Below are 14,426 nucleotides of genomic sequence, written 5' to 3' on the forward strand. Positions count from 1 at the left end.
CGGAGCCTCTGTGGGTTATGATACCGTCATACGAAACGCAGTATAGCGCTTTTGGGGCAAGCCATGTGGTCGCGACGAGATACTATTATTTCAACCATCACTTTGTTGTTGACAGCTTCTATGCAGTCTCGAGGAAATTCGCAAACACTGCCGATTGCAAGCATATTGGCGCCAACCGGCAAGCTTCGGGCGGCAGTTATTGCCTCCAACCCTGTACTCATAACGCTCCGCCGCGACGGGACGTTGGGAGGCGTCTCTATTGCCTTGGCTGAGGCACTCGCAGCTTACCTCTCAGTGCCTGTCGAGTTTAGGCCGTACGACAATCCGAAGGAGTATGATGAAAGCCTGGCAAGCGACATCTGGGACATCGGTCTTGCAGCTCGCGATCCATCTCGTGCCGAATATCTGGCATTTAGCGAGACATTCATGGAGGTCGCGAATGGCTATGTTGCGCGTCCGGGCGCAACCCTGGAACGCGCCGAAGACGTGGACCAAGCCGGAATAAAGATCGCGGTGGCAATTGGTAGCGCCCCTCATAGCGTATTGCAGCGTCTCATCAAAAACGCGGAGATCGTGCCTCTGGCCGGTGGCTTTGAGCCGGCGCTCGAGGCGCTCGCAATGGGCAAAGCTGATGTCTACGGAGACAATCTGCATCTCGCCTATCTTGTCGCCGATACTCTTCCAGGTGCCCGTGTCCTCCCCGGACATTTTAACGTGGTGCAAATGGCGATAGGTGTACGAAAGCGAGCGGTAGCAGTGCTGCCGGTGATCGATGCTTTCGTGAATCAAATTCGGGCTGACGGAACAGTTCAGAAGGCCATCAACGAAGTCGGATTGAGAGGTGTTCAACTCCCGCAACAACGAAGCTGATCCGTCGGATCATGAGCCGTTAGCGATTCATAAGTAGGGCCGCTTCGGGTAGGTAACGGTCGTCACCTCCGAATCCGCTTTTCTACAAGAACGCGATCGATGAACGCATCTTTGGCAGCTCTGTACCGCCATCTCCTGTCCTTCGTACGCGCTCTTTAGCTTGTTGCGCTCTCGAACCAATTAGATTTCACAGCATGATGTGACAGTTGTCGAAGAATGCGGAACTCTTCTTTGAAGTGGCATTTAGAAAGCCTTGCTGTTGGAATCGCAGATAGATAAGGCGCCGCTTGCGACGAATGGAGAAGTGGCTTAGAGGCTCGATAGCAATTGACGATGTATTTCGAATAGAGCTCTGGTGCAGGCGCTACTAAAATGGCGACGTTGTATCTCGTTTCGGCTGTATATCCATGAGAAAGAGAAGCAAGGGAGAAACGCGATCCCGTTCCTCAGGCCCTAGCCGCATGAAAAAGATCCGCGCGGGCAAGCTACCGCAAGGAGGTGCGGCGAGGTCCGCTGCAAGCAAACTCAAGGCCCGAGACCAAAAGAGCGTTCTCAAATTAGAAGACGCGCGTCTAAAACGCCTGTTAGAGACTGCCCAGCTCCAGCAGCAGGCTAGTGCCGATATCCTGCGTGTCATCAGCCAATCCCCCGCAGACGCGCAGCCGGTTTTCGACGTTATTGCCCAGACGGCCATTCGGCTGCTCGGATGCAACCGCGCCTTCATCCAGCGCTGCGACGACGAGTGCTTCTGGACGATCACCTGGTGGGGCACGGAGGGCCGGCTCCCGCTCGTCAACATGCCGCGTGTCAAGATCGACCCGGCTGCCAACTTCCCCTCTCGGGCGATTGTCCAGAAGAAAACCGTGCATCTGCCGGATTGGTCGCTTATCGAGCTGCCGCCCCACGAACGTATGATCCAGGACAGGTTGGGGATTCAGACCGCTCTGTTCATGCCGCTGCTCCGTGACAATAAATGTATTGGTCTGCTGTCGGTCGCCGGCACACGGGCGAACCTGTTTGGAGAAAAAGATATCGCGCTCGCTGAATCTTTCCGCGACCAGGCGCTGATCGCGATCGAGAACGTCCGCCTGTTCGACGAGGCCCAGGCCAAGGCGCGCGACCTCACTGAGGCGCTGACCTACCAGACCGGCAGCGCCAATATCCTGAATGTCATCGCGTCATCGCCGACCGATGTCGCGCCCGTGCTGAAGGCAATAGTCGAGAACGCCTGCGAGCTTTGCGAAGCAGATGATGCGATCGTCTATTTACGGGATGGGCAATATCTTCGTTTCAGCGCCCATCATGGACCACTTGAGTTCACCGTGGAGAAGTGGCCCATAGACCGAGCGTCGGCGGCGGGGCGGGCCTTCGTGGATCGGGAGTCCGTGCACATCCACGACGTCCTATCCAAAGAGGGCGAGCAGGTTCCGGCAGGACAGCTCGCGGCTCGCCGTATCGGCGTTCGTACTATGTTGAGTGTACCCCTATTGCGCAAGGGCGAGAGCATCGGAACAATCCTGCTGCGCCGCACCCAAGTGCATCCGTTCAGCGGCAAGCAGGTCGCCCTGCTAAAAACCTTCGCCGACCAGGCCGTGATCGCACTCGGCAATGTCCGCCTGTTCGAGGAAGTGCAGGCCAAGACACGCGAGCTCGAGCAATCGCTCGAAGATCTGCGCACGGCGCAAGACCGACTGGTTCAGACCGAGAAGCTGGCCTCGCTCGGCCAGCTCACCGCGGGCATCGCGCACGAGATCAAGAACCCGCTCAATTTTGTCAATAATTTCTCGGCGCTCTCGCTCGATCTCACCGACGAGCTCAAGGACATTCTTGCGCAAGCCGAACTTGCCGAGCAGCTCCGCAATGACGTCGACGAGCTGACCGAGATGTTGAAGGACAATTTGTCCAAGATCGTCCGCCACGGCAAGCGCGCTGATTCCATCGTCAAGAACATGCTGCTGCATTCCCGCGAAGGTTCTGGCGAGCACCGTCCGGCGGACATCAATGCGCTGGTCGACGAGAGCCTCAACCTGGCCTACCACGGCGCGCGGGCGGAAAACTCCGATTTCCAGGTGACGCTGCATCGTGATTTCGACCCCGTCGCCGGCGCGGTCGAAGTGTTCCCGCAAGAAATCACGCGCGTGCTGCTAAACCTGATTTCCAATGGGTTCTATGCCGTCAGCCAGCGCAGGGCTGCGGCATCAGGCGCTGCCGATTTTGAACCGCTGGTGACGGCGACGACAAGGGCGCAGGGCGATCAGGTCGAAATCCGCATCCGCGACAACGGCACCGGCATCCCGCCCGAGGCCCGGGAAAAGATCTTCAATCCCTTCTTTACGACCAAGCCCGCCGGCGAGGGCACAGGATTGGGTCTGTCGATGAGCCACGACATCATCGTCAAACAGCATGGCGGCTCGATCGAGGTCGAGACGGAGCCGGGCGCCTTCACCGAGTTCATCGTCACTTTGCGACGCAAGAGTGGCGCGCAAAAACTACCCGGAGAGACAAAGTGATTACCTATATTCTCGTTGTCGACGACGAGCCGGATGTCGAGAGCATGTTCCGGCAGCATTTCCGGCGCGATCTGCGCGCAAGCCGGTTCGTGATGGAGTTTGCCAACTCGGCGTCGGCTGCGCTTGAGCAGGTCAAGGCCATCGCCGATCCGTCGCTGATATTAATCCTGTCCGACATCAACATGCCCGGCATGAGCGGGCTGGAAATGCTGGCTCATGTGAAGTCCGCACGCCCCAACGTGCCCGTAATAATGATCACCGCCTATGGAGACGACGAGACGAAGAAGAAGGCGACGACACTGGGAGCGGCTGGTCTATTGACCAAACCGATCGATTTTAGCCTCCTTCGCCATGAGATCGATCGACGTTTGGAGCCGGTTTAATGAGAGGATAGGCACTCTCGTGCCGGTGGAGGAGCCGTCCACAGCATCAGAGGCGGAAATGAAGCCTCGAGCCTACCCTACTCGCTCCCAAACGAGCTCTGTCGTTCGCGCTCGCGATGCGCCACCCCGGTCGCAGCACGCCTATTGTTCTAGAAGTCTTGGTCATCCCATCCTGCCCCCCTTGGGCAAGATTACCCTTTCAATGAGCAGTCGCAAACTGCCATTGCCTGAGCAGCCAAGACCGCTTCGCGTCAAAATGCGAAGAAACTCAGGTTGAGCAATAGCGGTTTCCCCGAACATGCCGGGCCGTGACCCAGCGAGGCCGAGCACGCCGATACATTCTTGTTCGCGCAGCAGGGGCAGATAGACGGCCGATTGGTAACCCAGTTGTTCCCGGATGCGGCGCTCGAATTCGGGAAGCTCGATCTGCGACCAATCCGGCAGGTGCAAGGGTTTTCTGCTGACAATGGCCCGCGAGGGAAGGTTGGCGCTGGGCTCAATCGGCGCTAGGCGGGAATTTAAGAAGCCATCTTCATGCCTGCACCTGGCAAAGCTCCAGAAATGCTTCCCGTCGCAACGCTGGATGGAAGCCGTCTCGCAGCCAACGAGCCGTACCGCGGTCTGAACGATGGCGTCGAACACCGGCTGCAGGTCCGACGGCGATTTTGCAATGAGCTCCAGCACGCGCGATGCTGCAGTCATTTGGGCGTGCGGCTCCGCAACTGATGCGGATTTGCGCCGCGGCTTCTTTACCGCAGTCTTTGCAGCCTTGCGAGTGCGCTGCTTGCGCGCACCGCTGACTGCCGCCGATGGACGCGCCATACCGACCCCCCGACCCGAGACGGGCATATTATCGCCAAATCACCTTCCGGGAACGCGATTTTATGGATCGAGCGAGCTGACGTAGGCAGCAAGGGCGATCATGTCGTCCTGCGACAGCTTTTCGACGGTCTGTTTCATCGGGGCGCTGGCCTCTCCCGATCGGCCGCCGTGCTGGAATTCGTAGAGCTCGCGCATGATGTAGGTCGGCGATCTGCCCGCGATCGCCGGGATGGCGTCGACGCCCTTCAGGTCCGGTCCGTGACAGAGAGCGCAGGCGGCAGTCACGCCCGATCCGCCAGTCTTCGCCAGCGCCTCTCCCTTCGCGAGGCTTCCGATCGGGACGTAAGCCGTGAATGTCGCCCGTGAGTCGCGAAGCTCGAACTGATTGACGTCGTCGGGCATCTCGACGATGCGCTGGCCGAGCGGTTCAACGCCCCCATCCGGACTCCTCACGTAAAACAGACGCGACGGTCCTGTTTTCGGAATCGTCTCCGTTTCGACCACCTTGATGATCGGCTTGCGCTTGAGCGCGGCGAAATATTCCGCAGCGGCCAGAATATCGGTGTCCGTCATGCTCTTGACTGAGGCCAACATGAATTGTGTGGACGGCCTCTGAGGGCCGGACATCGTTCTCGCTCCACTTTTGAAGTCGGCAATCTGCTGGACGAAATAGGCAACAGGCAGACCGGCGAGGCTGGCATTCTCGGGGCCGCCGGTGCCCCCTACGCGATGGCATGCTCCGCACGCGCGAATGTCGGGCTTGCGTCCGTTGGCGACAATGTCCGGCATCGCTGGATGGGCGTCCGGATGCCAGTCGAGCGCGGCGAAAAGATCTCGCGCCTGTTTCCAGCTGAACGCGGCGTTGCTGCCTGGAAGCGTATTGGGCGTGTCGGTGGGCGAGGGCACTTGGACGGTCGGGTCCCACAAGAAGGCCCAGGCCGGAAGCCCATCGGATGCCAGGGCGGCCGACAGGCCAACGCCCCGCAGCGTAAGGCCGCCCGCACTTATAGAAATCACGACCGCCAATAGGCCCAATGCGCACAACGAAATTCGTTTCAAGGAGATCAGAATGAAATTCAAGGTCGTGGCCTCTCATCGACCAGCGCTTTGATGCCGGTCGGGCGGTGTTCGCCGAAGCTTGCTCGTTCTGCCGCGGACGAAAAGCACGAGCTTTTTCACGCTTTCGATGACGATCTTGGAGAACATCATGAGCCACGTGGCGAGTGCAGCACACCACAACAGAACGTCGACCGTCTCCGACATGCAATTCCTCCAAAAATGGCTGTCTCAAATACGCAAAGGGTTACCGAGCAAAACGCCGACCACAAATCACTCTCATGAAAAATCCTCCAGCCGATGGCAAATTAGCCGTCCCGGGGCTGATGCGTCCGGAAAACTTTGCGCATATACCTTGGACGCTGAAAAATGGCCGTGACAGGCCGACCCGCGATCAGACGGCAAGCTGCCGGGCGCGTCCTCGGCTGGCCGCTCGGCTTCTGCCCGCGATGGGGGTTATGGCTGCGGCTTCGATGAGTCTGCTTGCTAACCGGCAGCCGTAGCGGCAAGCGGCCGAGCCATGTCCTCGGCCCGGCGCTTCGTCCACTCGGGCATCACGGCGAGATTGACAGCATCATGCAGATAGATTCCGACGGCCAGGCCGCGGTCGTAGCTCACCCAGTGGCGGGGAAGGATCTCGACGCTATGGCCGCCGCGTCCCACGATCCTGACGAGACCCGCCGCTTCCGCGGAGTCCATCAGATTGCGGACGTGGGTTCGGGAAACGCCCAGTCGCTGGGCAACTTCCATGTAGGGGATCGCTGCGGCCGGATCGCTCGCATCCATCGCGGCCTTCAGCAGTGCGTTCTGGATCAACGGTCCCGCGGCGTGAGCAAAAAACAGCAACGTGTCGGGAAGGGTCATCATCAGGCGCGCGGCGACTGGATGGAGCGGCAGAGACGCGCGGCAATGGAGAACGTGGTAAAGGCGATCTCGCGACAGGGCCGGGCTGTAATCATGCTCGGGGTACAGCATGGCGAGCGGGACGGTATGCGCCGCAAGCCAGTTGGCGTGATGCGCACGCAGCTTCTCCGTGGTCGCAAGCAACCGCACGCGCCCGTCTTGCGGCGCGCGGCGCCGCTCCATGAATCCGACCTCGCACAGCCGCTCCAAGAGATGATCCACCTGCCGCGCGCTCGCATATCCGAACATGGCCAGTTGCCGCTTCAGGGCTGCGACCGTGAACCAAGTCTCCCGCCGGGACGGATCCTGCGCGGCTTCGAGCACCGCCGCATTGTGAAAAACGAAGAACCGTCCTGCCTGAAGCAGAAGCCGGACCAGGAATTGATCGCCTTCGTAGACCGTGGAAAAGCTCTTGAGGTAGGCGTGCCGCGCCTCCGGCAGCCTGGGATGGTTGAGAATGTCCTCGAAGCTCAATCGCAGCGGGCGCCCGATGAGGCGCTCGAGTTCGTCTCTTTCCAAGGCCGCCCCCGTCTTTCCTCAGCAGGAAAGTACAAGGCCGCGCCGATCTGCGCAATGTTTTCCAGACGAGGCACCCGGCGACTTGCACGGAATGCCCAGTTGCTCCGCTCAATATCTCAGCCTGGCGAAAGCGAGAACGGTGCGTCCCTCGGCCGGCATGATGTATCCGGAGCCGCTCGCATAGGGCACGAAATAGCGGTGGTCGGCGAGATTTTTCCCTGTTACGCCGATGGTCCCATGATCCGTCTCGTAGGCGATCTTACCGTCGAACGTCACATACCGCGGCGTGAAATAGATGTTGTCGAGTGCCACGGCCTGCGAGGAGGCGGCGTAAAGGCCGGCCCCGACCGCGATATTCCGCAGCCATCCGTCCTGGACCTTGTAGTTGACCCAGAGTCGGCCGGAGTCGCGCGGCACGCGTTCGAGCACGGTGCCGGGTGCGTAGAGCTGATCCTGAATGACGATGGCCTTCACGTGCGCGTAGCTGGCAAGGATCGAAAGGCCTGCGAGCGGCTGCCAGGTCAGGTCCGCATCAAATCCCTCGGCGCGCTGCTCGCCCACTTGGGTGGCGAGGAAGGGGCTGCCCGGCAGCAGGTTCATGACGTTGCGCCGCGTGTTGGTGAACCATGCTAGCGTGCCGGCAAAGCCGGACGGCAGCGCGAGCTTCAACCCGGCCTCGGTCTGCTCGGCCTCCTCGGGCTTCGGCGCTCCGGCGGCATTGAAGAAGGGGACACCGCGGTAGCCTTGCGAATAGTCGGCGAACGCCGATACGCCCTTCACGAGATCGACCACGGCGCCGACCCGCGGCAGCGGCTTCCAGGCATTGGTGACGAAATCGCTGCCCGCAACCGTATCGGTGCCGTGAATATAGACATTGGCGAGACGCACGCCCGCGAGCAGGTGCAGCCGCTCATAGATGTCCGATTGCCACTGCGCGGTCAGCCCGCTGTTGACGTAAAGGTTGTCAGAGTTGAACGCGGGCGTGGTCGGCGGGGTGTAGGCGGGAAACACCGGATTGGCAAAGTCGACGAGACCGGCGAAGCCGACATCGTCGCGGATCTTGTCGGCGACACGATCGCTGTCCGCCCCGAACAGAACCGTATTCCTGGTCGGCCCGATCGCGAATTTGGCGACCGCGTTGGCGTTCGACGCAACCTCGCGCGTATCAACAGGCAAATGGAAGCTGAGAAAGGGGAACGTCGAGCCGAACAGCGGGGTGTCGGTGCCGAGGAAATGTCCGAACTGATCGAGGCGCATCTCGCTGACGCGGGTCGTGGCGTTGGCCGACCAGACCGCATTGAACTCGTGATCGAGATGCACGGTCAGGCCGTTATAGGTCGTCCAGCTGCGGCCGAGGTCGGCGCGGTCGGGAAACAGCGTCGGCGGAATCGTGAACAGCGACCGGTCGACCGTGCCTGCGCCGGGCAGGCCGGTGTAGTTCTGGAACGAGCGCGACGAGAAGCTGCCCTGGATGGTGAGGCGGGTGCCGTCATGGTCGTTGAAGAGAAGCGTCGGATTGAGTGCGTAGCGGCGGTGCTCGATCACGTCGACGAAGTCGCCGGATTTCTCGAACTCACCGGTGATGCGAAACAGCGCCGTGCCTCCGTTCGTGAGCGGCTGGTTGACGTCGAACCACGCATTCCCAAGCTGGTAACCGCCGGCCGTGAAGCCGATTTCGGCGAACCTGGTCTCGATCGGCAACTTCGAGACCGTGTTGATGATGCCGCCGACAGGGCCGATACCGCCCTGGTAGAGAATGCCGGCCGGCCCCTTCAGCACCTCGATCCGTTCGGTGTTGACCAGCGAGGTGTTGTCACCGCCATCATAATAATTCGGCAGGCCGTCGACATAGCGGTCGGCCGGAAAGCCACGCACCTTGTAGGCATAGCCGATGAAAGTGTTGGCCGACATCGGTGTCACGGCCGAGATGTTGCGCAGCGCATCCATCTGCCCGAGCGGTTGCTGATCATCGAGCACGGCGCGCGGGATGACCGCAACCGCCTGCGGAATGCGCTCGATCAGTGTGTCGGTCTTCGTTGCCGAAGCCGATGTGAGCGCGCGATACCCGCTGACCGGCCCGGCGGTGGTCTGCGTCGCGGGCGGGCCACCATTCAGTATGACGCCATCGGGCAGCGCCGGCACGTTTGCGCGTTTCGCCCTGGGTGCAGCTGGCGAAGCCACAACCGCTGGCTTGCCGGACTTGGGTTTCTCAGTGCGTTTACGGTCAGGGTACACCGATACTGGCGGCAAGCGCGTCGACGGCGTAACAGTGCGGTCGGGTATTCGATCAGCGTCTTGCGCCGAGATCGGAGCGATCTGCCCGGCCGCGATCAGTGTAGCCAAGCCCATCCGCCGCGCGGCACGCACGAAAATGCGCAACCTGTCCTCGAGGTTCAGCCGCAACGGGCGCCCGGCGAGGTGCTCGAGCTTTTCTCTTTCCAAGGCTGCCCCCAGTCCCGATGTCCCGAAATTGTAGAAGGGCGCCGCGATCTGCGCAACTCCACTTGGAACCCGACGCGTGCGATGGTCAGCGATAAAGAGCGGCAGGCAAGAATGGGCAACTTCTGTTATAAACGGCGCGATTTTTCATTCGTTTTATTTTCAGTGAAAACCGCCGCCAAGAGCGGCATCACCTATGTCGATGTCTGGGATGGATTTGTCGACGAAGCCGGCGGCTTCCTGCAGAAGGGTCCCGACTTCGAAGGCCAGATCCGCCAGTTGCGCTCCTATGACGGCATCTATTTCACTAAACCGGGCGCACGGAAGCTCGCTCATTATGTCGAGCGCGAAATCACGCGGCTGCTGGCCGCACGTTCGGCGCCGCTCGCCCTGCCGACCGAGCCTGCAACGCCCGATGCCAATGCCGTGCCCGGTCAGCCCGCGGCGCGGCCCCTCGCAGGACCAATCCTGCCGCTGGTCGCCTCCTCCTCGAAGATGACGTCTCTTCCCTCGACGTAGCCTAAATCGGCCAATCCTTGCCGAACCAGGCCGAAAACTTCACGCGCGGCCGGCGAGCCGGCCGCGGCGGGGATTAGCAGGCCGATCCGCGCCTTCCTCGGTGCCGATTGCGCCTGCGCCACGAACGGCCAAGCTGCCGCCCCACTTACAAAGCCCATAAATTCGCGTCGCCGCATTCCATTCCCCCGAAAACAGAATGCGGGAGTGTATCTGTCCAAGAGCATCACTTGGAAGACCCTGAGCCTATGATCGCCAATGTCTCGTGTGGGTCAATCGCGACGGTTTGGCGCGGTTCAAGTTAGGTCCGGTCTACCCCTGGAGACCGACGTGTCTTCGGTCGTGGGATACGGATGGGCCAAGAAGTGACCTTTGAGAAAGCGCGCGAAATCAAGCTAGTGTAAAGCCGGCTGGCGATCACAACGGGAGGATCGCGCGCGGGTTCACCAAACCCCTATTATCCGCACGGGAATTCCGAAGTCTATTCGACCAGCTCATTCGCGAGCAGTTGAAGACGTGCTGGCAATTCGACACCAATCGCAGTGGCAGTTTTGAGATTGATGATCAGATCGAATGTCTCCGGACGCTGTAGCGGTAACTCGCTTGGCTTTGCACCGCGCAAAACCTTGCCAACATATTCCCCGCATCTTCGATACATGTCGTCTAAGTTCGGTCCATAAGCCATGAGGCCGCCGTTTCTCGGAAACTCGGCGAATAAAGAAATGAGCGGAAGCCGTTTGGCGAGCGCGAGCTCGGCGATTAGTTTCGAATACTGGAACATAAATGGGGATGACAACAGGATACCGGCGTCGACAGGCCGCACTCTTGCCTTCTCCAAGGCACCCTGTAAGTCATCAGAGGTCCTAACCTCCAGAACTTCAGCCTCGACCCCGGCCCCCCGCGTTGCGGTCTCAGTCGCTGCGAATTGCGGGGCGTTCGTGCCGGGTATTCCAAGGATGGCTATGCGAGATAAGCCGGGAAAGATTTCCTTCAGCAAACCTAGGTGCTTTCCGCACAGCTGCGGGATATCTAAAAACATTCCTGTGACATTGCCGCCAGGGCGGGCAATACTTTGAACGTATCCCTTTGCAACCGGATCGCTCTCCAAATCCACTCCAACCACAGGTATGCTGGTGGTGGCTTTGATGGCGGCGGAAAGTGCACCCGGGTTCGACGCGAAAATGACGTTCACCTTACGACGAACCAGATCAGCCGCAGCTTCAGGCAACGACCGCGGCTTGTGTCGGTCCTCGATTGCGAAGTTTTTGCCTTCTGAGTAGCCCAAAGCAGACATACCTCGCAGGAAGGCCCCGTGTATATCCGCCGAAACAGTGTTCTCGGACAGATAGCCGATCACCGGCATTTCCGGTTGCTGCGCACGCGCGACAAGCGGCCACGCCACCGTGCCTGCAAGGGTTAGAAAGTCCCGCCGCCGCATACCACCTCCAAACTTCGCACTTTACCCACTCAATCGATCACGTGGTAGGCCATACTGCTCATGTCCGGAGCGGGTCAAAGGCAGCCTTGGCCAGCATACATCGCCCTCTTCGGCTCACCTTCAGGAAGCGGACTCCGGGCGGCTCTGAGCTAAGGTCAGCCACGGGCCAAAACCGGAACTCGGAGCTTATTCGATCACCTCGTCCGCACTTGAGAGTAGCGACACCGGCACGCTCAATCCCAGCGCCTTCGCGATGTTCAGATTGACGACGAGATCAAATTTGACCGGTTGCTCGACCGGCAAATCGGCGGCCTTGGCGCCGCGCAAAATCTTATCGACGTAGTTTCCAGCTCGGGCGAAGAGGTCTTCAAAGCTTGGGCCATACGACATCAGGCCACCAGACCTGACGTGCTCAGGCAAGCCATGCATTGTCGGCAAGCGAGCTTCGAGCGCCAATGTATTGATGACGATCTGATTGACGCTGATGAACGGATGGATGATTACGTACAGCGCTTCCGCATTGCCCTTCACCGAAGCAATCGCCGGGGCAACGTCGTCGAGCTTGCTCACCACGAGCGGAACGGCCTCGATGCCGTGTAGTTTGGCGGCCGCAGTGACCTGCTCCGTTTCCGGAACACGTTTGACATCTCTATCGACCCCGAGCACGGCGACACGTCGAAGCTGGGGAACAACGTCGCGAAGGAGCTGCAGACGTTTGCCGCCAAGCTCCGATCCAATTTGCGATAGCCCGGTCACCGTGCCGCCCGGATGCGACAGGCTCGCAATGAACGGTGATCCCGAAAGCATCGCGGTGTGAACGATCGGCATCTCGGGCGCCGTCTGCTTGAGGATGGTCACCCCGTCATTGATCGAGGTCACGACGACCGCCGCTTTGAGGTGGACGAATTCAGTGGCGAATTCTGGGTAGCGCTCGGGATGTCCGGCGGCCCAACGATATTCGAGGCGCACTGTCTGGTCATCGGTCCAGCCGAGTTCGGCCATGCGTTTTGTAAAGGCGGCGACCCACTTGCCGTGCGACTGTTCAGTGCCGGGGATGAGGAAACCGACCACTGGAAGCTTGCGTACTTGCTGCCCGCGCGCAGCGAGGGGCCACGCCGCGGCCAAACCACCGGTTATGAAATCCCGACGTCGCATACCGTGCTCTCACCCCTGTAGGAGCAGCATCTTAACTTTGCACAAGGACTTTGACAAAGGTCGCACCGACTTTCGACGCGCACAAGGATTCGGGGTAGTGTCTCCCATGGGTCAATCGGTACAGTTTGGCGCGGTTTGAGTTGGGTCCGGTCCGCATTGGACAGCGGACATATCCTCGGCCGTGGGACGCGGCAGCGATGGGCCAGACACGGAAGTCAATGACCCTAGTCGATAACATCGTCGGCGGCAGCAAGAAGGGTTTGCGGGATGTTGATACCAAGTGTCTTCGCAGTTGTTCGATTTATGGCAAAGTCAAACTTCGTTGGCTGCTCGACCGGTAGATTGGCTGGCTTGGCGCCTTTAAGTATTCTGTCGACGAAGAATGCGGTCCGGCGATTCAATCCGAGCGGGCTAGCACCGTAACCGATTAGTCCACCGACCACGACAAACTCTCGCGCATTGTACATTCCAGGCAGCCGATATCGTGCCGCTAGGTCGACCAGACGCTTCCGGTTTTCGAAAAATATCGGGTTCGGGAACTGAAACAGCGCGTCGGGTTGCCCATTTGCAGCATCCGCGAATGCACCCTCGAAATCGAGACCGGGCACTGCAACGTAGCGCAGCTCAAGGCCAAGACCTTTGGCGGCCTCTGCGGCCTGCTTCACCATCCCCGCGGTGGTCGCTTCACTGAACGCCCGCGGATTCCAAATGACCGCGAGCCGAGAGGCAGCCGGAAGCAATTCCCTAATTAACGCAAGCTGCTTGGCAACCAATTCCGGGCCGAGGAATGTAGTGCCTGTAATGTTTCCGCCCGGGCGTGACAGGCTCTCCACAAGTCCGTCCAGCACGGGATCGCCGACAGAGCCGACAACGATAGGAATGGTTGAAGTGGCCCGCTGCGCGGCGCGTGCAGCTGGGGTAGCAATGGCGACGATGATATCGACCTTCAGGCTGACGATCTCGGCAGCCATTGCCGCGAGCCGTTCGATCGAGCCATCTCCGCCTCGCTCATAGAAGATGACGTCTCTTCCCTCGATGTAGCCTAAATCGGCCAATCCCTGTCGAACCAGACCGAAAACTTCATGCGCCGCGGGCGAGTCGACCGCAGCGGGAATTAACAGCCCGATCCGCGCCTGCCTGTTTGCCGATTGCGCCTGCGCCGCAAACGGCCAAGCTGCCGCTCCACCTAAAAGGCCGATAACTTCACGTCGCCGCATTCGGGTCCCCCGATCAAAATGCGGGCAGTGTATCTGCCCCAGAGCGTCGCTCGGAAGGCCCTCATGCTAGGATCGCCCCGTGTCTCATGAGGGTCAAACGTAGGCTGCTGAATCCACGGTGACGTGGGATCCGCTTCGCAGTCATCGGGCAACAAGGCTAAAATTGCACAAGCTGGAGCAAGGGAGATTGCGATACCCCGACAAAATGCATTTCGGAAAATGCGCTCAAACATCTCTGTTTCCTATGACTGCTTATTCGTGCAACGACTGATCTAATTGCCTACGGAAAAATCGCTTTCGCGTCTGGGAAAAGTTTGCGCATATTTTGAGTAAGTCGCGGCTTCAGCAGGAAAGTTCCACCGCTCTAAGAAGTTGTCAATTCCAGAACCCGGCTACCGTCCTTGGCGTTTGCTGAAGCTCTTTAGATTATCGCAATGCTCCGTATCCGGCACAAAATCGCGCACGCGGCGTGCGCAGAGCCGTTGGTCGACAATGTCGCCTATGGGTCAAAATTGGCTGTGGACGTGAGCCCTGCCGTTTGTCTGGTCTACCGCAAGAGCAGACGCCACGACAATCAGGCTCAAGGGCAGCAACGGGC

The 14,426-nt window shown here is 59.8% G+C and carries 11 protein-coding genes and 1 pseudogene; 4 read left to right on the plus strand and 8 right to left on the minus strand.

Features of this window, described 5'->3' with window-relative positions:
• The first annotated feature begins 63 nt into the window (after positions 1-63).
• From XI06_RS27955 to XI06_RS27965, 3 genes are all read left to right on the plus strand, one after another.
• Complete coding sequence (locus XI06_RS27955) at positions 64-870, plus strand: transporter substrate-binding domain-containing protein (RefSeq protein ID WP_271606992.1); 807 nt, start codon at positions 64-66, stop codon at positions 868-870.
• Positions 871-1,331: 461 nt separating this feature from the next.
• A complete protein-coding gene (locus tag XI06_RS27960; protein ID WP_271606993.1) occupies positions 1,332-3,380 on the plus strand; it encodes a GAF domain-containing protein in 2,049 nt (682 codons plus the stop codon).
• Positions 3,377-3,763: a response regulator gene (locus XI06_RS27965; protein ID WP_271606994.1), complete on the plus strand. Its 387-nt coding sequence runs from the start codon at positions 3,377-3,379 to the stop codon at positions 3,761-3,763. The genes XI06_RS27960 and XI06_RS27965 overlap by 4 nt, the downstream gene beginning before the upstream one ends.
• 162 nt (positions 3,764-3,925) lie before the next feature.
• Here XI06_RS27965 and XI06_RS27970 read toward each other — a convergent pair whose 3' ends face one another.
• The 5 genes from XI06_RS27970 to XI06_RS27990 form a co-directional block, all read right to left on the minus strand.
• A complete protein-coding gene (locus XI06_RS27970; RefSeq protein ID WP_271606995.1) occupies positions 3,926-4,585 on the minus strand; it encodes a GAF domain-containing protein in 660 nt (219 codons plus the stop codon).
• Between the two features lie 60 nt (positions 4,586-4,645).
• Positions 4,646-5,665, minus strand: coding sequence for a c-type cytochrome (locus XI06_RS27975; protein WP_271606996.1), 1,020 nt, complete (start codon positions 5,663-5,665; stop codon positions 4,646-4,648).
• A 12-nt stretch (positions 5,666-5,677) separates the two neighbouring features.
• Positions 5,678-5,848 carry a hypothetical protein gene (locus XI06_RS27980; protein ID WP_271606997.1) on the minus strand — a complete coding sequence of 57 codons (171 nt, stop codon included), beginning with the start codon at positions 5,846-5,848 and terminating at the stop codon, positions 5,678-5,680.
• Between the two features lie 279 nt (positions 5,849-6,127).
• Complete coding sequence (locus XI06_RS27985) at positions 6,128-7,063, minus strand: MarR family winged helix-turn-helix transcriptional regulator (protein WP_271606998.1); 936 nt, start codon at positions 7,061-7,063, stop codon at positions 6,128-6,130.
• Between the two features lie 108 nt (positions 7,064-7,171).
• Positions 7,172-9,505 (minus strand): TonB-dependent siderophore receptor, encoded by a 2,334-nt coding sequence (locus XI06_RS27990; RefSeq protein ID WP_271606999.1) that lies wholly within the window; start codon positions 9,503-9,505, stop codon positions 7,172-7,174.
• Positions 9,506-9,676: 171 nt separating this feature from the next.
• On the opposite strand from XI06_RS27990, the pseudogene XI06_RS27995 reads away from it, so the two are divergent.
• A pseudogene (locus XI06_RS27995) lies at positions 9,677-9,991 on the plus strand (DUF459 domain-containing protein); the annotation flags it as partial.
• A 508-nt stretch (positions 9,992-10,499) separates the two neighbouring features.
• Here the strand turns inward: XI06_RS27995 and XI06_RS28000 are convergent.
• The 3 genes from XI06_RS28000 to XI06_RS28010 form a co-directional block, all read right to left on the minus strand.
• Positions 10,500-11,456, minus strand: a complete 957-nt coding sequence (locus tag XI06_RS28000; protein WP_271607000.1) for an ABC transporter substrate-binding protein — start codon at positions 11,454-11,456, stop codon at positions 10,500-10,502.
• Positions 11,457-11,642: 186 nt separating this feature from the next.
• Positions 11,643-12,611 carry an ABC transporter substrate-binding protein gene (locus XI06_RS28005; RefSeq protein WP_271607001.1) on the minus strand — a complete coding sequence of 323 codons (969 nt, stop codon included), beginning with the start codon at positions 12,609-12,611 and terminating at the stop codon, positions 11,643-11,645.
• A 224-nt stretch (positions 12,612-12,835) separates the two neighbouring features.
• Positions 12,836-13,828, minus strand: coding sequence for an ABC transporter substrate-binding protein (locus XI06_RS28010; protein WP_271607002.1), 993 nt, complete (start codon positions 13,826-13,828; stop codon positions 12,836-12,838).
• Between the last annotated feature and the right edge of the window lie 598 nt (positions 13,829-14,426).

Origin of the sequence: Bradyrhizobium sp. CCBAU 11434 (genome assembly GCF_028128895.1) — a bacterium.
In the GTDB taxonomy this organism is placed as follows: domain Bacteria; phylum Pseudomonadota; class Alphaproteobacteria; order Rhizobiales; family Xanthobacteraceae; genus Bradyrhizobium; species Bradyrhizobium zhengyangense.

Coding starts and splice junctions, on each gene's coding strand:
- XI06_RS27970 (WP_271606995.1), bottom strand. CDS start 4,585: ATGGCGCGTCCATCGGCGGCAGTCAGCGGTGCGCGCAAGCAGCGCACT.
- XI06_RS27960 (WP_271606993.1), top strand. CDS start 1,332: ATGAAAAAGATCCGCGCGGGCAAGCTACCGCAAGGAGGTGCGGCGAGG.
- XI06_RS27980 (WP_271606997.1), bottom strand. CDS start 5,848: ATGTCGGAGACGGTCGACGTTCTGTTGTGGTGTGCTGCACTCGCCACG.
- XI06_RS28005 (WP_271607001.1), bottom strand. CDS start 12,611: ATGCGACGTCGGGATTTCATAACCGGTGGTTTGGCCGCGGCGTGGCCC.
- XI06_RS28000 (WP_271607000.1), bottom strand. CDS start 11,456: ATGCGGCGGCGGGACTTTCTAACCCTTGCAGGCACGGTGGCGTGGCCG.
- XI06_RS27955 (WP_271606992.1), top strand. CDS start 64: ATGTGGTCGCGACGAGATACTATTATTTCAACCATCACTTTGTTGTTG.
- XI06_RS28010 (WP_271607002.1), bottom strand. CDS start 13,828: ATGCGGCGACGTGAAGTTATCGGCCTTTTAGGTGGAGCGGCAGCTTGG.